Annotated in this window: 25 protein-coding genes; 13 read left to right on the top strand and 12 right to left on the bottom strand. The window is 65.6% G+C overall.

Features of this window, described 5'->3' with window-relative positions:
- Positions 1–3: 3 nt before the first annotated feature.
- The 3 genes from RLN94_RS15535 to gloB form a co-directional block, all read right to left on the bottom strand.
- Positions 4–975 carry a M23 family metallopeptidase gene (locus RLN94_RS15535; protein ID WP_350129314.1) on the bottom strand — a complete coding sequence of 324 codons (972 nt, stop codon included), beginning with the start codon at positions 973–975 and terminating at the stop codon, positions 4–6.
- Positions 975–3,311, bottom strand: coding sequence for an ATP-dependent Clp protease ATP-binding subunit ClpA (gene clpA, locus RLN94_RS15530; protein ID WP_350169220.1), 2,337 nt, complete (start codon positions 3,309–3,311; stop codon positions 975–977). Before clpA ends, RLN94_RS15535 begins: the two co-directional genes overlap by 1 nt.
- A 179-nt stretch (positions 3,312–3,490) precedes the next feature.
- Entirely contained in the window at positions 3,491–4,258 is a 768-nt protein-coding gene (gene gloB, locus RLN94_RS15525; RefSeq protein ID WP_350158666.1) for a hydroxyacylglutathione hydrolase, read from the bottom strand.
- 63 nt (positions 4,259–4,321) lie between these two features.
- On the opposite strand from gloB, the gene RLN94_RS15520 reads away from it, so the two are divergent.
- The 7 genes from RLN94_RS15520 to RLN94_RS15490 all read left to right on the top strand — a co-directional run bounded on the left by RLN94_RS15520 (position 4,322) and on the right by RLN94_RS15490 (position 11,040).
- Positions 4,322–5,062, top strand: a complete 741-nt coding sequence (locus RLN94_RS15520; protein WP_350133171.1) for a methyltransferase domain-containing protein — start codon at positions 4,322–4,324, stop codon at positions 5,060–5,062.
- Between the two features lie 401 nt (positions 5,063–5,463).
- Positions 5,464–6,030 carry a F0F1 ATP synthase subunit delta gene (locus RLN94_RS15515; RefSeq protein WP_350169217.1) on the top strand — a complete coding sequence of 189 codons (567 nt, stop codon included), beginning with the start codon at positions 5,464–5,466 and terminating at the stop codon, positions 6,028–6,030.
- Positions 6,031–7,569 carry a F0F1 ATP synthase subunit alpha gene (gene atpA / locus RLN94_RS15510; protein WP_350158668.1) on the top strand — a complete coding sequence of 513 codons (1,539 nt, stop codon included), beginning with the start codon at positions 6,031–6,033 and terminating at the stop codon, positions 7,567–7,569.
- Between the two features lie 14 nt (positions 7,570–7,583).
- Complete coding sequence (locus RLN94_RS15505; RefSeq protein ID WP_350117475.1) at positions 7,584–8,462, top strand: F0F1 ATP synthase subunit gamma; 879 nt, start codon at positions 7,584–7,586, stop codon at positions 8,460–8,462.
- Between the two features lie 19 nt (positions 8,463–8,481).
- Positions 8,482–9,906, top strand: coding sequence for a F0F1 ATP synthase subunit beta (gene atpD / locus RLN94_RS15500; RefSeq protein ID WP_350117474.1), 1,425 nt, complete (start codon positions 8,482–8,484; stop codon positions 9,904–9,906).
- A 54-nt stretch (positions 9,907–9,960) separates the two neighbouring features.
- Positions 9,961–10,404 carry a F0F1 ATP synthase subunit epsilon gene (locus RLN94_RS15495; protein ID WP_350158669.1) on the top strand — a complete coding sequence of 148 codons (444 nt, stop codon included), beginning with the start codon at positions 9,961–9,963 and terminating at the stop codon, positions 10,402–10,404.
- Positions 10,405–10,689: 285 nt separating this feature from the next.
- Positions 10,690–11,040 carry an H-type lectin domain-containing protein gene (locus RLN94_RS15490; protein ID WP_350128177.1) on the top strand — a complete coding sequence of 117 codons (351 nt, stop codon included), beginning with the start codon at positions 10,690–10,692 and terminating at the stop codon, positions 11,038–11,040.
- A 6-nt stretch (positions 11,041–11,046) separates the two neighbouring features.
- On the opposite strand, the gene RLN94_RS15485 is transcribed toward RLN94_RS15490, so the two are convergent.
- Entirely contained in the window at positions 11,047–12,063 is a 1,017-nt protein-coding gene (locus tag RLN94_RS15485; RefSeq protein WP_350169214.1) for a ribose-phosphate pyrophosphokinase, read from the bottom strand.
- A 105-nt stretch (positions 12,064–12,168) separates the two neighbouring features.
- On the opposite strand from RLN94_RS15485, the gene RLN94_RS15480 reads away from it, so the two are divergent.
- Positions 12,169–12,768, top strand: a complete 600-nt coding sequence (locus RLN94_RS15480) for a 2-hydroxychromene-2-carboxylate isomerase (RefSeq protein WP_350128183.1) — start codon at positions 12,169–12,171, stop codon at positions 12,766–12,768.
- Between the two features lie 84 nt (positions 12,769–12,852).
- Here RLN94_RS15480 and RLN94_RS15475 read toward each other — a convergent pair whose 3' ends face one another.
- The 3 genes from RLN94_RS15475 to RLN94_RS15465 are packed head-to-tail and all read right to left on the bottom strand — an operon-like array spanning position 12,853 to position 15,307.
- Positions 12,853–13,899 carry a threonine aldolase family protein gene (locus RLN94_RS15475; protein ID WP_350128186.1) on the bottom strand — a complete coding sequence of 349 codons (1,047 nt, stop codon included), beginning with the start codon at positions 13,897–13,899 and terminating at the stop codon, positions 12,853–12,855.
- Positions 13,896–14,372: a YcgN family cysteine cluster protein gene (locus RLN94_RS15470; protein ID WP_350128190.1), complete on the bottom strand. Its 477-nt coding sequence runs from the start codon at positions 14,370–14,372 to the stop codon at positions 13,896–13,898. Before RLN94_RS15470 ends, RLN94_RS15475 begins: the two co-directional genes overlap by 4 nt.
- Positions 14,369–15,307, bottom strand: a complete 939-nt coding sequence (locus RLN94_RS15465; RefSeq protein ID WP_350128193.1) for a bifunctional riboflavin kinase/FAD synthetase — start codon at positions 15,305–15,307, stop codon at positions 14,369–14,371. Before RLN94_RS15465 ends, RLN94_RS15470 begins: the two co-directional genes overlap by 4 nt.
- Positions 15,308–15,402: 95 nt before the next feature.
- Between RLN94_RS15465 and RLN94_RS15460 the strand changes: the two genes are divergently transcribed.
- On the top strand, positions 15,403–16,284 hold the full coding sequence (locus RLN94_RS15460; RefSeq protein WP_350128196.1) for a sulfotransferase domain-containing protein: 882 nt from the start codon (positions 15,403–15,405) through the stop codon (positions 16,282–16,284).
- Between the two features lie 6 nt (positions 16,285–16,290).
- On the opposite strand, the gene RLN94_RS15455 is transcribed toward RLN94_RS15460, so the two are convergent.
- From RLN94_RS15455 to RLN94_RS15435, 5 genes are all read right to left on the bottom strand, one after another.
- Positions 16,291–16,473 (bottom strand): hypothetical protein, encoded by a 183-nt coding sequence (locus RLN94_RS15455; protein ID WP_300895034.1) that lies wholly within the window; start codon positions 16,471–16,473, stop codon positions 16,291–16,293.
- A 104-nt stretch (positions 16,474–16,577) separates the two neighbouring features.
- On the bottom strand, positions 16,578–17,021 hold the full coding sequence (locus RLN94_RS15450) for a MaoC family dehydratase (RefSeq protein WP_057817713.1): 444 nt from the start codon (positions 17,019–17,021) through the stop codon (positions 16,578–16,580).
- A 101-nt stretch (positions 17,022–17,122) separates the two neighbouring features.
- On the bottom strand, positions 17,123–17,995 hold the full coding sequence (locus RLN94_RS15445; protein ID WP_350128200.1) for a TIGR01459 family HAD-type hydrolase: 873 nt from the start codon (positions 17,993–17,995) through the stop codon (positions 17,123–17,125).
- 130 nt (positions 17,996–18,125) lie between these two features.
- Entirely contained in the window at positions 18,126–18,365 is a 240-nt protein-coding gene (locus tag RLN94_RS15440; RefSeq protein ID WP_350128203.1) for a DUF1150 family protein, read from the bottom strand.
- A 5-nt stretch (positions 18,366–18,370) separates the two neighbouring features.
- Positions 18,371–18,784 (bottom strand): Hsp20 family protein, encoded by a 414-nt coding sequence (locus RLN94_RS15435; protein ID WP_300895038.1) that lies wholly within the window; start codon positions 18,782–18,784, stop codon positions 18,371–18,373.
- Positions 18,785–18,949: 165 nt separating this feature from the next.
- On the opposite strand from RLN94_RS15435, the gene RLN94_RS15430 reads away from it, so the two are divergent.
- The 4 genes from RLN94_RS15430 to RLN94_RS15415 all read left to right on the top strand — a co-directional run bounded on the left by RLN94_RS15430 (position 18,950) and on the right by RLN94_RS15415 (position 21,140).
- Positions 18,950–19,174 carry a YdcH family protein gene (locus RLN94_RS15430; RefSeq protein WP_350128206.1) on the top strand — a complete coding sequence of 75 codons (225 nt, stop codon included), beginning with the start codon at positions 18,950–18,952 and terminating at the stop codon, positions 19,172–19,174.
- A 61-nt stretch (positions 19,175–19,235) separates the two neighbouring features.
- The gene (gene purE / locus RLN94_RS15425; RefSeq protein ID WP_350128209.1) at positions 19,236–19,724 is read left to right on the top strand and encodes a 5-(carboxyamino)imidazole ribonucleotide mutase; all 489 of its coding nucleotides are present in this window, start codon (positions 19,236–19,238) and stop codon (positions 19,722–19,724) included.
- Entirely contained in the window at positions 19,717–20,796 is a 1,080-nt protein-coding gene (locus RLN94_RS15420; RefSeq protein WP_350128212.1) for a 5-(carboxyamino)imidazole ribonucleotide synthase, read from the top strand. The genes purE and RLN94_RS15420 overlap by 8 nt, the downstream gene beginning before the upstream one ends.
- A 29-nt stretch (positions 20,797–20,825) precedes the next feature.
- Positions 20,826–21,140 (top strand): hypothetical protein, encoded by a 315-nt coding sequence (locus RLN94_RS15415; RefSeq protein WP_350128215.1) that lies wholly within the window; start codon positions 20,826–20,828, stop codon positions 21,138–21,140.
- Positions 21,141–21,379: the final 239 nt, after the last annotated feature.

Here is a 21,379-nt window from a genome sequence, read left to right as displayed (position 1 = left end):
GCGCTAGCGGCTGACGGTGATGTCGGCGTGGCGGGCGGCGATGAGGGTGTCGCCGCGCTTCAGGGTGACATAGCCGCGATACTGGCCCGCGGGCCAGCCGCCGTCGGGGCTGCGGCGGCCATAGGCGCGGAAAAGCTGGGGCTGGGGGTCGATCAGGGTGACGGTGCGGGAGAAGACCTCGCCCCCGGGGCCGGTGGCGATGAGGGTCAGGGTGTCTTTCGGTTCGGCATGGAAGACGTGGCCGTAGAGGACGAGAGGTTGGTCTGGCGTGGATTGCGAGACGCGGGCGGCGCCGGATTGGACATCGTCCAGCGTGGGGACGGCGGTGGAGAAACCGGCGGTGAAGAGGCCGGTGGGCGTGTAGTCGAGGGCGGATTTCCAGAGGCCGTTGTCGGGGGCGGCGCCGCATCGGGCGCCGTCGGGCCGGAAGGGGTCGATGATCTCGCCGTCCTTCAGCACGGTCAGGTGGATATGGGGATTGTTGGTCAGCCCGCTGAGCCCGACGAGGCCGAGCGGATCGCCTGCCGCCACGCTCTGCCCCTCGCGCACGGTGAGGGAGCCGTTCTTCATGTGGCAATAGAGGGTCTGCCAGCCGCCGCCATGGTCGAGGCGCACGGCGTTGCCGCATTCGCGGCCGCGGATGGTGTCGCGGGTGTCGTCGGTGACGGCGATGTCGGCCATGCCGTCGCGCAGGGCGGCAACGCGGCCGGGGGCGGCGGCGAGGACGGCGACACCACTTTCCATCGCGTCGAAGGAGGGCAGGGTGATATCGGTGCCGCGATGGTCGTCGCGGCTTTTGAGGCCGCAGGTATAGTCGTGCTGGCCGGGGCCGGGATCGGCATCGACGTAATCCTCGATGAAGCAGGTCTGCCCGAGGGTGCAGTCGATGGGGAGGGAAAGCTGCGGGGGCTCCGCAAACGAAGGCGCGGCCCAGAGGGCCGCGCCAATCAGTGCCGCAAATCGCGACGGTGACATCAGTCAGCCGTCAGAAGTGGCGGCTTTTTTCCCGACAGACGGGGACGGCTCGGACCTTCGTACTGAAGATCGATCTTGCCGTCCTTGACTCCAACCTTGACGATGCCGCCCTTGGACAGTTTGCCGAACAGAAGCTCTTCGGCGAGCGGTTTCTTGATGTGCTCCTGGATGACGCGGCCGAGCGGGCGCGCGCCCATCTTGTCGTCATAGCCCTTCTCGCCAAGCCATGCGGCGGCGGGTTCGGTCAGTTCGATGGTCACGTTCCGGTCAAGCAACTGGGCTTCCAGTTGCAGCACGAACTTCTCGACCACCTGCAGGATCACCTCTTTCGGCAGCGGCGCGAAGGAGATGACCGCGTCGAGCCGGTTGCGGAATTCCGGCGTGAAGGTGCGTTCGATCGCCTCGGTATCCTCGCCCTCGCGACGGTCGCGGCCGAAGCCGATGGCGGCCTTGGCCTGTTCCGTCGCCCCGGCGTTCGAGGTCATGATCAGCACCACGTTGCGGAAGTTCACCGTGCGGCCGTTATGGTCGGTCAGGTTGCCGTGGTCCATCACCTGCAGGAGGATGTTGAACACGTCCGGGTGCGCCTTCTCGATCTCGTCGAGGAGGAGAACGCAGTGCGGATGTTCGTCCACCCCGTCGGTCAGCAGGCCGCCCTGGTCGAAGCCCACGTAGCCCGGAGGCGCGCCGATCAGGCGGGAGACGGCGTGTTTCTCCATGTATTCCGACATGTCGAAGCGCAGCAGTTCCACGCCCAGCGAGTCGGCCAGTTGCTTGGCAACCTCGGTCTTGCCCACACCGGTCGGGCCGGCGAAGAGGTAGTTGCCGATGGGCTTCTCTGGCTCGCGCAGGCCCGCGCGGGCCAGCTTGATGGCGCTCGACAGGGCGTCGATGGCCTTGTCCTGCCCGAAGACCACGCGCTTGAGCGCGCCTTCGAGATCCTTGAGCATCTCCGCGTCGTCCTTGGAGACGTTCTTCGGCGGGATGCGCGCGATCTTGGCGACCACGGCCTCGATCTCTTTCGGGCCGATCGACTTGCGCCGCTTGGAGGCGACGACCAGATGCTGGGCTGCGCCGGCCTCGTCGATCACGTCGATGGCCTTGTCGGGCAGCTTGCGGTCGTTGATGTAGCGGGCCGAGAGATCCACCGCCGACTTGATCGCGTCATTGGTGTACTTGACGCTGTGGTGATCCTCGAAATAGGGCTTGAGGCCCTTGAGGATCTTGATCGCGTCCTCGACCGTGGGCTCGACCACGTCGATCTTCTGGAACCGGCGGGAGAGGGCGCGGTCCTTCTCGAAATGCTGGCGGAACTCCTTGAAGGTGGTGGAGCCCATGCAGCGCAGCTTGCCGCCCTGAAGCGCGGGCTTCAGGAGGTTGGAGGCGTCCATCGCGCCGCCCGAGGTGGCGCCGGCGCCGATGACGGTGTGAATCTCGTCGATGAAGAGCACCGCGTCGGGGTGCGCCTCGAGCTCGGTCACGACCGCTTTCAGGCGTTCCTCGAAATCGCCGCGATAGCGCGTGCCGGCCAGCAGCGCGCCCATGTCGAGCGAGTAAATCGTTGTTTTTGAAAGAACTTTCGGCGTTTCACCCTGCACGACCTTGTGCGCGAGTCCCTCGGCGATGGCGGTCTTGCCGACGCCCGGATCGCCCACGAGGAGCGGGTTGTTCTTGCGCCGGCGGCAGAGCACCTGGATGCAGCGCTCGACCTCGTGGTCGCGGCCGATCAGCGGGTCGACATCGCCGCGGCGGGATTTCTCGTTCAGGTCGACGCAGTACTTGGCCAAGGCGCTTTCGCCCTGTTCCACGGCCTCGGGGCCGCTGCTTTCGGATTTCGACTTCTCGCCGTCCATGTCGCTGACGCCCTGCACGGGACGGGTTTCGCCATAGGCCGGATCCTTGGCGACGCCGTGGGCGATGAAGTTGACCGCGTCGTAACGGGTCATGTCCTGTTCCTGCAGGAAGTAGGCGGCGTTCGACTCGCGCTCGGCGAAGATGGCGACGAGCACGTTGGCGCCGGTCACCTCGGTGCGGCCGGAGGATTGGACGTGGATGGCCGCGCGCTGGATCACGCGCTGGAAGGCGGCGGTGGGCACCGCTTCCGAGCCGTCTATGTCGGTGACGAGGTTCGACAGGTCCTCGTCGATGAATTCCACGAGCGTCGCGCGCAGATCCTCGGTATCGACCGAGCATGCCTTGAGCACGCGCGAGGCGTCGGGCTCGTCGATCAGGGCCAAGAGAAGATGTTCCAACGTCGCAAATTCGTGCCGCCGCGCGTTGGCCAGCGCGAGGGCCGCATGAATTGCCTGCTCAAGTGTCGTCGAGAATGATGGCACTTTCCTGTGCTCCTTCTGATCTGCGTCCGGGGCCTGCCCGGAGTCTTGACCTCATAGGTTTAAAGTTTGGTCGATCTGCCGGTTCCTTCAAGTTTTTTTTCGTGGCATCCGATCACATTTCTAAACGTTATTGAGGTTTTGCACCTATTTTGTGCCCGGCCGGAAACGGTCGGGGATTTTCAGAAATTGTCCTTGCGCGTCCGGATCTCGGCGAAGACCTCGGCCGGATTGGCGCCTGTCAGGCCCAGATGGTCCTGAATGCGCGCATCCCCTGCACGCAGGAACGGGTTGGTGGCGAGCTCTTCGGCGAGGGTGGAGGGCACGGTGGGTTGGCCGTTCGCCCGGGCTGTTTCGACCGCCTCTGACCGGGATATAAGCTTGGGATTGTCGGGATCAATGGTCAGGGCGAAACGGGCGTTTGCGGCAGTGTATTCATGGCCCGAGCAGATGGTGGTGTCGGGCGGTAGGGCCGCGAGTTTCTGCAGGCTTTCCCACATCTGCGGCATGGTCCCCTCGAACACCCGGCCGCAGCCGAGCGCCATCAGGCTGTCGGCGGTGAAGGCGACCCTGGAGCCGGGGAAGTGAAAGGCGATGTGGCCGACGGTGTGGCCGGAGACGTCGATCACCTCGCCACTTTCGTTGCCGATGCGAATGGTTTCACCTTCCTTAACGGCGGTGTCGAGCGGCGGAAGGCGGTGGGCGTCGGCTTCAGCGCCCACGACCTTGGCGTCGTGCTTGGTAAGGAGCGCGTCGAGCCCCTGCACGTGGTCGGCGTGGTGGTGGGTGATCAGGACCTGGGTCGCGGTCCACCCCTTGTCGGCCAGCGCCTTGAGGATCGGGGCCGCTTCGGGCACGTCGATCACCGCGGTCTCGCCGGTGTCCGGATCATGCGCGAGGAAGGCATAATTGTCGGACAGGCAGGGAACGGTTTCGATCTGCAGTGTCATTGTGTTTCCCCATTGGCCGGTTACTGATACCCTTCAGACTGACTGATCGGGACAGCGGCTGCAATGCATCTTGATGTGCAGGATCTTAGGAATTTCTATTACCGCAGTGCGCTGGGCCGGGCTGCGCAGAAGATCATCCGCGCCGAGGTGCAGGCGTTCTGGCCCGAGGCCAAGGGGCAGACCGTGCTGGGCTTCGGCTTCGCGGTGCCGTTCCTGCGGCCCTATCTGGCTGAAAGCAAACGGGTCATCGCCTGCATGCCGGCGCCGCAGGGGGTGATCGGGTGGCCGCAGGGGATGCCGAATGTCTCGGTTCTGTGCGAGGAGACATGGTGGCCGGTCGAGACCGGGCACGTGGACAAGCTGCTGGTGGTGCACGGGCTGGAGACGAGCGAGCAGCCGAGCGCGCTACTGGAGGAATGCTGGCGGGTGCTGGGGCCGGGGGGATCGGCGCTGTTCATCGTGCCGAACCGCGCGGGCCTGTGGTCGCGGAGTGACCGGACGCCGTTCGGCTTCGGCCGGCCCTATACCCAGAGCCAGCTTGAGAACCAGTTGAAATCGCATAATTTTCTTCCCGAGGGCCATGCCACGACACTGTACCAGCCGCCCTCGGAGAAGCGGTTCTGGCGCAAGACTTCCGGCATGTGGGAGAAGCTGGGCGGCTCGCTGTCGGTGGTGGCGGCGGGCGGGGTGCTGCTGGTGATGGCGACGAAACGGGTGCAGGCGCCGATCGGGCCGGGGCTGAGAGAGACGGTCAGGAAGCCGCTGGGGGTGCTTCAGCCGAAGCCCGAGGCCAAGCCGGTGTGACGTCGGTATAACGTCGGTATTTTGTCGGTATCGCGTCGGTGCGCGCGTCCGTCGCCGCAGGTGGCCGCGCCGGGCCGCGGGGGATGATGGCGCTAACGACAGGCCTTTGCCGCAAGGCGTTCCGCGGGGCCGCCGCGCGAAGGAATCGCGGTTTCGTGAAGAAATCCACAGGTTTTTCTTGGTGGAAAATATGCGCATTCGGTCGCAGGTGAATTAACCCTTTGAAAACGCTCAGTATTCAATTGTATACCGTTGGTTTCAAGCCGCTTGCTAGGTCCGCAAGGCTCTGCTACACCCCAGCCGAATTTCGATGTTTACAGACAGGCATCGTGTCCTAACGCCCCCGGACGACGGCATGCTTATGCCGTCATTTTGCTGAACCGGGGCCAGAAATCGGAAGGGTGGACGTGTCCGAACCAGCTTCGATCACCTCCCGCAACGCCGCGCGCTATGCCACCGCCATTTTCGAGATATCGAAAGACGACAAGTCTCTGGCGAAACTTGAATCCAACGTGACCGATCTTGCCACCGCGCTGGACGACAGCGACGAGTTCGCCGAGCTGATCGCCAGCCCGGTCGTGCCCCGGTCGGAGCAGAAGGCGGCGATTACGGCGATTGCCGACAAGATGGGCCTCGAGCCGGTGCTGAAGAACGGGCTGGGCCTGATGGCCGAGAAGCGCCGCCTCTTCGTGCTGCCGCAACTGATCGTGAAGCTGCGCGAGATGATTGCCGAGGACAAGGGCGAGGTGACCGCCGACGTGACCAGCGCCAAGGCGCTGACCAAGACCCAGTCGGAGAAACTTGCCAAGACGCTCAAGGCCTCCGTGGGCAAGGACGTCAACATCAATGCGACCGTCGATGAAAGCCTCATCGGCGGTCTTATCGTCAAGGTGGGCTCGAAGATGATCGATACCTCGATCCGCTCGCGCCTCAATTCCCTCCAGAACGCAATGAAAGAGGTCGGATAAATGGGTATCCAAGCTGCAGAGATTTCTGCGATCCTGAAGGACCAGATAAAGAACTACGGCAAAGAGGCCGAAGTGGCCGAGGTCGGCCGGGTTCTTTCGGTCGGTGACGGGATCGCGCGGGTTTACGGGCTCGACAACGTGCAGGCCGGTGAGCTTGTGGAATTCCCGGGCAACGTCATGGGGATGGCGCTGAACCTCGAAACCGACAACGTCGGCGTCGTGATCTTCGGCTCGGACCGCGAGATCAAGGAAGGCGACACCGTCAAGCGCACCAAGTCGATCGTGGACGTTCCGATCGGTGACGAGCTGCTGGGCCGGGTCGTGGACGCGCTGGGCAACCCGCTGGACGGCAAGGGCCCGATCGGCGCCAAGACCCGCGGCGTGGCCGACACCAAGGCGCCGGGCATCATCCCGCGTAAATCGGTGCACGAGCCGATGGCGACCGGCCTGAAATCGGTCGACGCCATGATCCCGATCGGCCGCGGCCAGCGCGAGCTGATCATCGGCGACCGTCAGACCGGCAAGACCGCCGTGGCGCTTGACACGATCCTGAACCAGAAATCCTACAACGAGGCCGCCGGCGACGACGAGAGCCAGAAGCTCTACTGTGTCTACGTGGCCGTCGGCCAGAAGCGGTCGACCGTGGCGCAGCTGGTGAAGAAGCTGGAAGAGAACGGCGCGATGGAATACTCCATCGTCGTGGCCGCCACCGCGTCGGACCCGGCGCCGATGCAGTTCCTGGCGCCCTATTCGGCAACCGCCATGGCCGAGCATTTCCGCGACAACGGCCGCCACGCGCTGATCGTTTACGATGACCTGTCGAAACAGGCCGTGGCCTATCGCCAGATGTCGCTTCTGCTGCGCCGTCCGCCGGGGCGTGAAGCCTACCCGGGCGACGTTTTCTACCTTCACTCCCGCCTGCTGGAACGTTCGGCCAAGCTGAACGAGGAAAACGGTGCGGGCTCGCTGACGGCGCTGCCGATCATCGAAACGCAAGGCGGCGACGTGTCGGCCTTCATTCCGACCAACGTGATCTCGATCACCGACGGCCAGATCTTCCTCGAAACCGAGCTGTTCTACCAGGGTATCCGCCCGGCCGTGAACACCGGTCTGTCGGTGAGCCGGGTTGGTTCGTCGGCCCAGACCTCGGCGATGAAATCGGTCGCCGGCCCGGTGAAGCTGTCGCTCGCCCAGTATCGCGAGATGGCGGCCTTCGCCCAGTTCGGTTCGGACCTCGACGCCGCGACCCAGCAGCTGCTGAACCGGGGTGCGCGCCTGACCGAGCTGATGAAACAGCCGCAGTACTCGCCCCTGACCAACGCCGAGATCGTCTGTGTCATCTATGCCGGCACGAAAGGCTATCTCGACAAGCTGAAGGTGAGCGAGGTCGGCCGGTTCGAGGACGGGCTGCTCAACCATCTGCGGTCGAAGCACCAGGACCTGCTTGACTACATCACCAAGGAAGACCCGAAAATCGCCGGGGACGCCGAGGAGAAGCTCAAGGCTGCGCTGGACGAGTTCGCCGCTGACTTCGCATAAGGGGGGACGAGGCAATGCCGAGTCTTAAGGACCTTAAAAACAGGATCGAGTCGGTCAAATCGACCCGCAAGATCACCAAGGCCATGCAGATGGTGGCCGCCGCGAAACTGCGGCGGGCACAGGATGCCGCCGAGATGGCCCGGCCCTACGCGGAGCGGTTCAACGCGGTGATGACCAAGCTGGCCGCCTCGGTCGGCGACAGCGAGAGCGCGCCGAAGCTTCTGCGCGGCACCGGCAGCGATCAGACCCACCTTCTGGTGGTGATGACCGCCGAGCGGGGCCTGTGCGGCGGCTTCAACGGCAACATCGCCAAGCTGGCCCGTGCCGAGATCGAAAAGCTCAAGGCCGCCGGCAAGACGGTGAAGGTCATCACCGTCGGCAAGAAGGGCCGTGACGCGCTGAAGCGGGAGCATTCGGACCTGTTCATCGACCATGTCGACATGTCCGAGGTGCGCAACGTGGGCTATGCCGACGCGCAGGCCGTGGCGGCGAAGCTGCTTGACCTGTTCGAGGCCGAGGAGTTCGACGTCGCCAAGATCTTCTTCTCGCGGTTCGAGAACGTGGTCAGCCAGATTCCGACGATGCAGCAGGTCATCCCGGCCGATGTCGGCGGTGACGAGCAGGCGGAGGATGACGGCACGTTCTACGATTTCGAGCCGGGCGAGGACGAGATCCTGCGCGAGCTTCTGCCGCGGGCCGTGGCCACCGCCATCTTCAGCGGCCTGCTGGAGAACGGCGCCTCGGAACAGGGCGCGCGGATGTCTGCGATGGACAACGCCACCCGCAACGCCGGCGAGATGATCGACAAGCTGACCATCGAGTACAACCGCTCGCGTCAGGCCGTGATCACCAACGAGCTTATTGAAATCATTTCGGGCGCTGAGGCGCTCTGACGAAAACCGGAGACGAAACATGTCAAACGCTAAAGGCACAATCACGCAGGTGATCGGCGCCGTGGTGGACGTTCAGTTCAGCGACCACCTGCCCGAGATCCTGAACGCGCTGGAAACTGACAACAACGGCAAGCGGCTGGTTCTGGAAGTGGCGCAGCACCTTGGTGAAAGCACCGTGCGCTGCATCGCGATGGATGCCACGGAAGGCCTGGTTCGCGGTCAGGAAGTGACCGACATGGACGGCCCGATCAGCGTGCCGGTGGGCGACGCGACGCTGGGCCGGATCATCAACGTGATCGGCGAGCCGGTCGATGAGGGTGCGCCGATCAAGGCCAAGGAAACCCGGGCGATCCACCAGCAGGCCCCGGCCTTCGAGGAACAGTCGACCGAGTCGGAAATCCTCGTGACCGGCATCAAGGTGGTCGACCTTCTGGCGCCCTATTCCAAGGGCGGCAAGATCGGCCTGTTCGGCGGTGCCGGCGTGGGCAAGACGGTTCTGATCATGGAACTGATCAACAACATCGCCAAGGTGCACTCGGGTTACTCGGTCTTCGCCGGTGTGGGTGAGCGGACCCGCGAGGGCAACGACCTGTATCACGAGATGATCGAATCGAACGTGATCAAGCCCGACAACCTGGAAGAAAGCCAGGTGGCGCTGGTTTACGGCCAGATGAACGAGCCTCCGGGGGCGCGGGCCCGTGTCGCGCTGACCGGCCTGACGCTGGCCGAGCAGTTCCGCGACCAGTCGGGGACGGACGTTCTGTTCTTCGTGGACAACATCTTCCGCTTCACGCAGGCCGGTTCGGAAGTGTCGGCCCTGCTGGGTCGTATCCCCTCGGCCGTGGGCTATCAGCCGACGCTGGCCACCGACATGGGCACGATGCAGGAACGCATCACCTCGACCAAGCAGGGGTCGATCACCTCGATCCAGGCCGTCTACGTGCCCGCGGACGACCTGACTGACCCGGCGCCCGCCACGACCTTTGCCCACCTTGACGCCACGACCGTTCTGTCGCGTGCGATCTCGGAACTCGGCATCTACCCGGCCGTGGACCCGCTCGACTCGACCTCGCGCCTGATGGACCCGTCGATCGTGGGCGAGGAGCATTACCAGGTGGCCCGTGACGTTCAGGGGATCCTTCAGCGTTACAAGTCGCTGCAGGACATCATCGCCATTCTCGGCATGGACGAACTGTCGGAAGAGGACAAGCTGACCGTGGCCCGCGCCCGGAAGATCCAGCGCTTCCTGTCGCAGCCGTTCGACGTGGCCAAGGTGTTCACCGGCTCCGACGGCGTCCAGGTGCCGCTGGAAGACACGATCGCGTCCTTCAAGGCCGTGGTCGCCGGCGAATACGATCACCTGCCCGAGGGCGCCTTCTACATGGTCGGCGGCATCGACGAGGTGAAGGCCAAGGCCGAGAAGATGGCCGCGGAAGCCGCCTAAGCATCGCGCCGCGCCTGCAAGGGGCGCGGCATCCTCTCCCAAAGGAGACAGTGAATGGCTGACACAGTCCAATTCGATCTGGTAAGCCCCGAGCGGCTTCTGGCTTCTGTCGAGGCCAGGGAAGTGCAGATCCCGGGGGCCGAGGGCGACATGACCGCGCTGCCCGATCACGCGCCGCTGATCACGACGCTGCGCCCCGGTGTCGTCACCGTGACGGGGGCCGAGGGCACGCAATCCTACGTGGTGACCGGCGGCTTTGCCGAGATCAACCCGGAAAGCATCTCGGTCCTGGCCGAGCGCGCCATCCCGCGCGAGGAGGTCACGCAGGAGCATTTCGACGAGATGATCCGCGAGGCCAACACCCGGCTGGAAAAGGCGCAGGACGCCTACAAGAACGAGCCCGGCCCGGTCGACGAGGCCGCCAAGCTGCTGGCCGACATGGTTGCGATGGGCGACGAGATCGGCCTTGCGACCACCTCGCGCGCGGCGGCGCCGTAACGGGCCGCACCGACCGCGTCGTGACAAGGAAAGGCCCCGGGTTGCGGGGCCTTTTGCTTTTGGGGCGGGTGGCCCGGAGCGAAGGCGCGCCAAGGGTGCGCCGCCGGGCAGCGCCCACCCGCAGACGGGCGCCACCCGGCTCGCCCGTGGCCCCAAATTGCGAAGACCGACCCCGACGAATGTCCGATGCGGCCTTCCCCGGACCGGGCTTTTCCTTTTTTGTTGCGCATTTCGGTCCAAATACACCTATAAGACCGCTTCATCGAAGGGCGGAAGACAAGGCGCATGAAAGAACTCTCGGGACGCACCATCGGGATCGACGACGGCGACGACGTGATGTTCTCGGATTTCGAGGACGATGGCGAGATGTGGACGGGCTCGGGCCCGCGCGAGCGCCGCAGGGCGGTGCAGTTCAGCCGCCCGTTCCAGGCCCCGCCCACGGTGTTCGTGAGCCTGTCCATGTGGGACGTGGACAGCGCCGCGAACATGCGCGCCGATGTCAGCACCGACAACGTGACGCCCGAGGGGTTCGAGCTGGTCTTCCGGACATGGGGCGACACGCGCGTCGCCCGCGCCCGGATGCGCTGGATGGCGATCGGCGCGCTGCGGTCGGAGGATGACTGGGACCTCTACTGAGGCCCGTCAGTTGCCGAACTGGCCCTCGTAGATCGGCTCGAGCGTCGGGATTTCGAAGAGCGACGACACGCTGGTGCCGTTCCAGATGTTGAGTATCGCCTGGGCAAAGACCGGTGCAGTGGGCAGGATGCGGATGTTCGGGGTCTGCTTCACCGGGTCGGGGGCCGCGATCGTGTCGGTGATGACCATCGACTTGAGCTTGGAATTGGTGATCCGCTCGACCGCGGGGCCCGAGAGCACGCCGTGGGTGACATAGGCATGCACCTCGCGCGCGCCGTTTTCCAGCAGGATCTCGGCCGCCTTGCACATGGTGCCGGCGGTGTCGCACATGTCGTCGACGATGATGCAGATCTTGTCGGTGACCTCGCCGATCACCGTCATTTCCGAGACCTCGCCCGCCTTCACGCGCCGCTTGTCGACGATCGAGAGCGGGGCGGTGATGCGCTTGGCGAGTTCCCGGGCGCGGGCCACGCCGCCCACGTCGGGCGAGACGATCATGACATCGTCGAGATGGCCCTTGAACTGGGTCTGGATATCCAGCGCGAAGACCGGCGAGGCGTAGAGGTTGTCGACCGGGATGTCGAAGAAGCCCTGGATCTGGGCGGCGTGCAGGTCCATGGTCAGCACCCGCTCGATGCCGGCCTCGACGATCATGTTGGCCACCAGCTTGGCGGAAATGGGCGTGCGCGCCTTGGTGCGCCGGTCCTGCCGGGCATAGCCGAAATAGGGGATCACGGCGGTGATGCGCTTGGCCGAGGAGCGGCGCAGCGCGTCGGCCATGATCAGCAGTTCCATCAGGTTGTCGTTGGCGGGGTTCGACGTGGACTGGATGATGAACATGTCCTCGCCGCGGACGTTCTCGAACACTTCGACGAACACTTCCTGATCGTTGAACCGTTCGACGCGGGCATCGACCAGCCCGATCCGGGTGCCGCGATGCATCGACATGCGGCGGGTGATGGCATTGGCAAGCGGCAGGTTCGCATTGCCGGAGATGAGCTTCGGCTCGGACGAGATCGACATTGGCAGGGGTCCCCGGGTGGCCTTCGATGACAGAATCGTGACGTTGACACCGCTTAGCACGCGCGTCACCTATGGCAAAGGATGCGGGAGCCGAGGAGAGGCGAAATGGCCCATATAGATTATTATTTTTCCACCCTGTCACCGTTCTCCTACCTGGCCGGCACGCGGCTGGAGGAAATCGCCGGGCGGCACGGCGCGACGATCACCTACAAGCCGCTGGACATCATGGCGCTGTTCCCGCGCACCGGGGGCCTGCCGCCGGGGGAACGCCACCCGGTCCGCAACGCCTATCGCGCGCAGGACCTGCCTCGGCAGGCGAAGAAGGCGGGGATGAAGCTGAACCTGAAGCCGGCGCATTTCCCGACCAACGCGGCGCCCTCCTCCTATGCCGTGATCGCGGCGCAGAATGCGGGCGGCGGGCATATGGGGGCGCTGGTGCACGGCATCCTGCGGGCCGTCTGGGCCGAGGACCGCGACATCGCGCAGGAGGATGTGATCCGGAGCTGCCTCGAATGGGCAGAGTTCGACCCGGGCCTGGCCGATAGCGGGCTGCTGAGCGGGGCCGAGACCTATGCCGCCAACCTCGAGGAGGCGGTGGCGGCCGGCGTCTTCGGCTCGCCCTTCTACATCGTCGACGACGGGCAGATGTTCTGGGGGCAGGATCGGCTGGAAGATCTCGACATGCACCTCTCGGGCACGCTCTGACCGGCGGCCGGGCGCTCGTCCCGGCTTCTTCTTGGCAAAAATACTCAAATCCCGACGCCGCCACGCGCGCGGCGCCGGCGGGCCTTACCCCTTCGCCAGCGCGATGAACCGGTCGATCTCGTCCTCGGTGATCGACCAGTCGCAGACCAGCCGGGCCAGCAGCGGCTCACTGCCGTCGCCGTCGTCGAGCGGGCCCTCGGAGAGGCCGTAGACCGCCCCTTCCGCGTGCAGGCGCTGGTGGGTGGCGCGGGGGAGGCGGGCGAAGATCATGTTGGCCTGCGGCTCGACCTCGAAGCTGGCGCCGGGCACGGTTTTCAGCCCCTCGGCCAGCCGGGTGGCGCGGGCGTTGGCCGTCTGTGCCGAGCGGCGCCAGAGGTCGTCGGTGAGGTAGGCCAGCATCTGCGCCGACAGGTAGCGGTGCTTGGAGAAGAGATGCGCGGCGCGCTTGCGGCGCAGCTCGAATTCCCAGGCCTTGTCGGGGTCGAAGAAGACCACCGCCTCGACGCCCATGCAGCCGTTCTTGGAGCCGCCGAGGCTGAACGCGTCGATGCCGGCCTCGTGGGTCATCTGGGCGGGGGTACAGCCGAGCGCCTCGAGCGCGTTGGCGAAGCGGGCGCCGTCCATGTAGACGGGCAGGACATGGGCATGGGCCACCTCGGTCAGGGCGGCCAGCTCCTCGAGGCTGTAGACGCGGCCCATCTCGGTCACCTGCGTGAGGGCCACGGGCCCGCGTTGCGAGACGTGCACGTCGCCGGCGGGCCAGTTCTCGATGGCGGCATCCAGCGCCTCGGGGGTCATCTTGTCGCCCTCGCCCGCCAGCGTGAGCTTGCAGCCGCCGGTGAAGAATTCCGGGGCGTGGCATTCGTCGCGCTGGATATGGGCGAGCGGGGTGCAGAAGATGGTCTGCCAAGGCTGGGCCAGCGTGGCCAGCGCCAGCGCATTGGCGGCGGTGCCGGTGGCCACGAGGAAGACCTCGGCCTCGGGCGCCTCGAACAGCTCGCGGATGCGCTCGCGGACGGCGTCCATCAGCCCGTCGGCGCCGTAGGAGGGGGCAAAGCCCTGGTTCGCGGCGGTGATGGCGGCCAGCACTTCGGGGTGTGCGGGGCCGCAATTGTCGGAGGCGAAATTCATGCGCCAGGCTCCTCGATCAGGTGGTCTTCCCAGTCGTCCTCGTCGACCTCGAATTCGGGCACGGTGCCGTGCTGCACCGAAACGCCCGCGTCGTGCACCGTGTCGGGCGTGCCCGAGATCAGCGGGTGCCAGTCATAGAGCGGTTTGCCCAGATGCAGAAGCTTGTAGGCACAGGTTTCCGGCATCCAGTAGAGGTTGCGGTCGAGGTTCTTCGGGCTCAGGGTGATGCATTCCGGCACGAACTGGTGGCGGATGTCGTATTGCGCGCATCGGCAGGTCGTGTCGTCGAACAGGCGGCAGGCGACGCGGGTCAGTGCTACCTCGCCGGTGTCCTCGTCCTCGAGCTTGTTGAGGCAGCACTTGCCGCAGCCGTCGCAAAGCGCTTCCCACTCGGCGCGGGTCATGCGGTTGAGCGGCGTCGTCTCCCAAAAGCGAGGGCGCAGGCCGGTCCGGTCGATAGGGTCGTCGGTCATAATGCGTCGAGGATGGCGCGGGCGCGGGTACAGTCGGCGTCCATCTGGGCGATGAAGGCCTCGAGGCTGTCGAAGGTTTCCTCGGGGCGGAGATACTCGACCAGCGCGACGGAGAGGTCGGCGGAATAGAGGTCGCCCGAGAAGTCGAAGATGAAGGTTTCGAGGTTGGGCACCTCGCCGTGGAACATCGGCCGCACGCCCAGCGAAGCGGCGCCGTGGTAGTGGCCCTTGTGCGGCCCGTCGAGCACGTCGACCAGCACTGCGTAGACGCCGAATTTCGGCGGGTGGAGGCCTTCGATCGACATGTTGGCGGTGGGGTAACCCAGGTCGCGGCCGCGCTGTTCGCCGCCGATTACAGGCCCGTCGATGCGGTGCCAGTGGCCCAGCATCCGCGCGGCGTCGCGCGGGCGGCCGTCGGAGAGGGCGTTGCGGATGGCGGTGGACGAGACCTCGCCATTGTCGCCCTCCAGCAGCTCGGCGATGGTGACGCCGAAACCCATCTCTTTGCCAAAAGCCACGAGATCGGCGGCATCGCCGGCGCGGCCCTTGCCGAAGCAGAAATCGGCGCCCACCACCACGTGCGAGAGGCCCAGCCCGTCGCGGATCACCTTCTCGGCGAATTCGCGCGGCGACAGGCCGGCGAGGGCGGCGTTGAAGTTCAGCTCGTAGAGCCGTTCGACGCCGAGCTTTTCCAGCCGGTGGGCGCGCGCCTCGGGGTTCATCAGGCGGAAGGGCGGGGCATCGGGCGCGAAATACTGGCGCGGGTGCGGCTCGAATGTCAGCACGCCCAGCGGCGCGCCGATGGCGTCTCCGGCCGCGCGGGCCTGCTCGATCACCGACTGGTGGCCGATATGGACACCGTCGAAATTGCCGATGGCGACGGAAGCGCCGCGGTCGGCCGGGTCGAGATAGGTGAAGTCGCGGATGATGCGCATGGCGTTTGCGTAGCCCCATGCGGGCGCGGGTGCAAGCCGCGATCCGGTGCGGATGGCGCTTGCCTCGGCGTCGGGGCGCTGCCAATCTGCCGGCCATGGACAGCGACAGGACATTCCGCCGCGCGACGACGCTCGACGAGCTTGACGCGATCACCGGGTTCTCGACCGACGAGGGCCAGCGGATCGGCCGCGCCTATCGCCCTGATCCGAGCGATATCTTCATCTCGCCCTATGCCAAGTGCGGTACGACATGGATGCAGCAGGTGGTGCACGGGTTGCGCTCGGGCGGGTCGATGGCGTTCGACGAGATCACGGAAGTGGTGCCGTGGCTCGAGCTGGCCCATGATATGGGGGTCGACGTGAACGCCCCGCAGGTGGCCGCGCCAAGGGCGTTCAAGAGCCACCTGGGCTGGGACGAGATTCCGAAGGGCGGGCGGTATATCGTGGTGTTTCGCGACCCGGTGGATGCGATGATCTCGCTCTACCGGTTCTTCGAGGGCTGGTGGTTCGAGGCCGGCGCGATCAGCGTGGACGATTTCGCCGCGTATTACCTGCGGCGCGGGGAGGATTACTGGGCGCACGCGGCCTCGTGGCTGCGGCAGCGGGGGCGCGAGGACGTGCTGCTGGTGACGTTCGAGGAGATGAAGCGCAACCTGCCCGGCGTGGTGGACCGGGTGGCGGCGTTCATGGGCGGGTACGATGGCGCGACGCGGGCGGTTGCCACGGAACAGGCCGGGTTCGCCTTCATGAAGCGGCACGGGGGCCAGTTCGACGATCACCTCGTGCGGGAGGCGCGCGATGCCGCCTGTGGCCTGCCGCCGGGCGGGGCCGCGACCAAGGTCGCCTCGGGTAAGAGCGGGGCGGAGATTTCGGACGATATCCGCCGCCGGTTCGACGACCGCTGGCAGGAGGTGATGGAACGGGAATTCGGCCTGCCCACCTACAGCGCCCTCGATCAGGCGCTGCAGGGGCGTTGAGCCGCGTCAGCCCTGGTTGGGCCCGCGCAACTCGCTGATGGCGAGGCGGATGCGCTTCCAGTCTTCCGCCTCGTCCGTCTTGCCGGCCTCTTCGCAATCGCGCATCCGTTGCGCCGCTTCGGCCAAGGCCTTGTTGCCGCGCGCGCTGAACAGGGCGCGGGCGTATTCGGTGGTCTGAATGGCGTCCATTGGGATGTCCTCCATCAGGGTTGGGGCACCACCATAGCACGTATGGTGCGTGTCAGGCAAAGCTGATGGGCGAGGGGCCGCTTTTCAAGGGGCGGGGCGCGGTGTCAGTCGAACTTGCCCGAAGGCGCAAGCACCGTGGCCTCGCCGATGAGCACCTTCTTGCCGTCGACCATGCAGCGGCAGTCGAGCTGGACGCGGCGCTTGGCGTGGTCGATGCCGATCACCTCGACCTCGGCATGGACCATGTCGCCGGGGCGGACGGGGCCGAGGAACTTGAGCGTCTGGCCCATGTAGACGGTGCCGTGGCCCGGAAGCTGTTCGCCGATCACGGCCGAGATCAGCCCGGCGGTCAGCATGCCGTGGGCGATGCGGCCCTCGAAGATGGTGTCCTGGGCGTATTCGTCGTCGAGATGCACCGGGTTCCGGTCGGTCGAGACCTGCGCGAACATCTCGATATCCTCGTCGGTCACGACCTTCCGCAGGTGGCGGGTCATGCCCATCTCGATTTCCTCGATGGTGATGGTTCCGCGCGGCATGTTGTCCAACATTCGACCCTCCGAGGTCTGCGAGTGCGTAACTTTCGGACCGATTCAGGGCCGATCTGGCAACTTAATTACTTCGCGGGTGCAGAAAATCAAGGGGTAATTTGTCAGCGCAACCGGCCGATGGTGTAGGTGGGCGACACTTTTTCCATGTCGAGATAGGCCTTTAGCGCCTCGGGATCGGGCTGGTGCGTCGTCCTGGTGGCCTCGGCCGCCAGCCCGCCGGCGATGAACAGGCTGTCGAGATCCTCGCCCATGGCGCCGGCAATGTCGGTATGGGCGCCGTCGCCCACGGCGAGGATCTGGTCGTTCGAGAAATCGCGGCCCAGCTCGGCCAGCCGGCGGTGGGCGAGGTCGTAGATCGGCGGGTGGGGCTTGCCGAAATAGAGGCTTTCACCGCCCATCTCGGTATAGAGCCGGGCCAGCGCGCCGGCGCACCATTCGCGGATATCGCCGCGGTCGACCACGATATCGGGGTTGGCGCAGAGGAGCTTCATGCCCTTCTGCTTGGCGAAGAGGAAATCGGCGCGCATCTCGTCGAGATCGGCGGAAGGGTCGAACGGGCCGCAGCAGACGATGCCCTCGGCCTCGGCCAGCGGCACGCTGGTCACCTCGACCGGGTCGTCGATGATCTTGAGCGGTTCGAAGAATTTCAGGTCGTGATCCTGGCCCACGAAATAGACCTTCCGGCCCACGGCGCCGCGGAACATGGCCATGCGCGCGCTGTCGCCGGAGGTGGCGATGGTGTCCCACGCATCCTCGGGGATACCGAACTTGACGAGCTGCCTTTCCACCCCCGTGCGGGCGCGGGGGGCGTTGGTGACCAGCACCACCACGCCGCCGGCTTTCCGGTAGTCCTGCATGGCCGCCACGGCCTCGGGGTAGGCGGTGACGCCGTTATGCAGGCATCCCCACAGGTCGACGAACATCGCCTTGTAGCGGCCGGAAATCTCGGAAAGGGCGGTGATGATCTGGGTCATGGGGCCTCGGCGCCTTGGGTCTGGAGAACGGGGCCAGATATGGCAGGCGCGGCAAGGCTTGGCCAGTGCGAGTTTGCCCCGGCATCGGGGTTGCCCGGCGGCCACGGGGGCGGCCGCCGGCAAGGGTGTCTCAGTGAACCGCGACGGGTTCCATGTCGTGCTGCTTGGCCAGCACGAAGGCCAGCGCCCGGTCGCGCACCAGCGCGAGGCGTTCGCCGTCGGCATTGTGCACAGCATAGAGCGTTTCCAGCCCCATGGCCTGTTGCTGCACGTCCGCGGGCAGGTCGTCGACCTTGACCGGGCGGACATAGACGATGGCCCGTTCTTCCTCGATGGCGGTGCCGTTGTCGAAATCGTATCTGGTATCCATACCGCTTATCCCTTCTTGATGTTGATGGTCTGCACCACCGTTTCCGGCTGGGCGCGCTTCAGGTCGATGTGCAGGAGGCCGTTTTCCATCAGGGCCTCGCCCACCTCGACCCCGTCGGCCAGCACGAAAGAGCGCTGGAACTGACGCGCCGCGATGCCGCGATGCAGGAACACCCGGTGATCCGAGTCGTCCCGCTGACGCCCGCGGATGACCAGTTGCCGGTCTTCCACGGTGATCGAGAGGTCGCCCTCGCCAAAGCCCGCCACGGCGAGCGTGATGCGGTAGGAGGTGTCCGACGTCTGCTCGATGTTGAAGGGCGGATAGCCCTCGTTGCCCGACTTGGCGCTGCGTTCCAGCATGCGCTCAAGCTGCTCGAAGCCAAGCATGTAGGGGTGCGACCCCAGGGATAGCTTTGTCATCGGTGCGTCCTTTTCGATTAAGCGACCGTCCGTCTTGTGCCCGGGCCCCTTTGCGGCGACCCTGCCAAGGAAATATGGTATCAGGGTGTTCCGGGCGCAAGGGCTTTGCGAAATGCGGCTTTGGCGGTATCTTGGGATGTCTGATCTTCAGGGGAATCGGCCCGGATGAACATGTTGAGCGACCTGTCGATGAAATCCGACGAGGTGCTGCGGGTGGAGCTGGAGGAGTTTCGCCGCCAGCACCGCGACCTCGACGAGGCGATCCACGCGCTCGAGGATCGCGGCACCAGCGACCGGCTGACCATCAAGCGGCTGAAACAGCAGAAGCTGCGCCTGAAGGACCGCATCTCGTGGATCGAGGACAGGCTTTACCCGGACATCATTGCGTAACGGCAAGTGATCGGTATAGTGCGCGCTCCTGACACCGGGGCGGATCGCGAGAGGGCGCAGCATGGCCGAAATTTCCGTGGGCATCATCATGGGCAGCCAGTCGGACTGGGCCACGATGAAGAAGGCGGCCAATATACTCGACGAGCTGGGCGTGGCCTACGAGGCGAAGATCGTCTCGGCCCATCGCACGCCCGACCGGTTGTGGGACTATGGCAAGGCGGCCGCCGGGCGCGGGCTGAAGGTGATCATCGCCGGCGCCGGGGGTGCGGCGCATCTGCCGGGCATGATGGCCTCGAAGACGCGCGTGCCGGTGATCGGCGTGCCGGTCCAGACCAAGGCGCTGTCGGGGGTCGACAGCCTGTATTCCATCGTGCAGATGCCCAAGGGGTTCCCGGTGGCGACCATGGCGATCGGCGAGGCCGGGGCGGCCAATGCCGGGCTGATGGCGGCGGCGATCCTGGCGACTGGCGATGCGGCACTGGCAGAGCGGCTGGACGCGTGGCGCGAGGCGCTGTCGGCCTCGATCCCGGAGGAGCCGCAGGATGGTTGACGCATTGGCACAGGGCAGCACGATCGGCATTCTGGGTGGAGGGCAGTTGGGCCGGATGCTGGCCGTGGCGGCAAGCCGTCTGGGGTTCAAGACCTGCATCTTCGAGCCCGGCGGCGATTGCCCGGCGAGCCATGTTTCGAACTACCATTTCCAGAAGTCGTACGAGGATGAGGCCGCGCTGCGCGCCTTCGCCGAGGCGGTCGATGTCATCACCTACGAGTTCGAGAATATCCCCACTTCGGCGCTCGATATCCTCGAGCCGCTGAAGCCGGTGCAGCCGGGGCGCAATGCGCTGCGGGTGAGCCAGGACCGGCTGGTGGAAAAGGCGTTCCTGGCCGAGCTGGGCCTGCAGACCGCGCCCTTCGCGGCGGTGGACGAGGCCGAGGACCTGGCGGAGGGGCTGTCGGAGATCGGCTTTCCGGCGATCCTGAAGACGCGGCGTTTCGGCTATGACGGCAAGGGGCAGGCGCGGATCAACGCGGCCTCGGAGGCCGAAGCGGCGCTGGAGGATATGGCGGGGCAGCCCGCCATCCTTGAGGGGTTCGTGAATTTCAGCCACGAGGTGTCGGTGATCGGGGCGCGGGGGCTGGACGGCTCTGTCGCCTGTTTCGACCCGGGCGAGAACGTGCACGAGGGCGGCATCCTGCGGACCACCACGGTGCCGGCAAGGCTGTCGACCAAGCAGCGGACGGATGCGGTGCTGCTGGCGGGGCAGATCCTCAACAAGCTCGATTATGTCGGCGTTATGGGGGTGGAGCTGTTCGTGACCGAGGCCGGGCTGGTGGTCAACGAGATCGCGCCGCGGGTGCATAACTCGGGCCACTGGACGCAGCAGGGCTGTACCATCGACCAGTTCGAGCAGCATATCCGCGCCGTGGCGGGCTGGCCGTTGGGCGATGGCGGGCGCTATGCCGACGTGGTGATGGAGAACCTGATCGGCGACGACATGAAGAAGGTGCCGGGGCTCGCGCGGGAGGCGGGTGCGGCGCTGCATCTTTACGGCAAGGCGGAGGTCAAGCCGGGGCGGAAGATGGGGCATGTGAACCGGATCGTGCCGGCTCGTCCGTCCTGACGGACGGCCTCGCGAGGGGAAGGGCATCGGTGAGTGAGCAGCACCTGACAGATTTGTTGAACGGATTGCGGCGGTGTCGCTGGACCTTCGTGGAGGAGTTGCCGGGGGACGAGTATCACTACTCCGGCTATTGGATCGTGGCTCGGCCGGACGGTTCGCGACAAATGACGTTGAAGTTCTCCGGTATTAGCAAATGCGGCGGTTTTTGTCATCCGATGGAAGAGGCGTACGCCTGCGCGGTTGTCGAACACCCGGAGGTCGAGGTCTATTTCGGCCGCGCGAACGAGGCCTGGAATGACAGGCTGGCAGAGTTCCTCGAAGACGTTCGGAACCTGCCGGAATGACAGATCCACCCAATCCTGAAGCCGGGCGGCGGGCCGGGTTGTCGGGATTGGATATTTTTACCAAGAAGAAGCCGGGGGTGGGCTGGAACCAAAGCGCGCCGCGCATCGGATCGCTCCGACGGCGGCGCGCGAAATGCGTGTTTGGTCGCATCTCTTTGGGCGGTCATCGGCTCCCCAGCCTTTGCCGCCGGACAAGGGTAGTCCCGAGAAGGTTAACAAAAGGTTAGCGCGGCTGGGGC

Source organism: Roseovarius sp. (genome assembly GCF_040223625.1).
Taxonomy (GTDB): domain Bacteria; phylum Pseudomonadota; class Alphaproteobacteria; order Rhodobacterales; family Rhodobacteraceae; genus Roseovarius.
The sequence above is the reverse complement of the archived record's forward strand: the minus strand, read 5'-3'. Positions and strand labels throughout refer to the sequence as shown.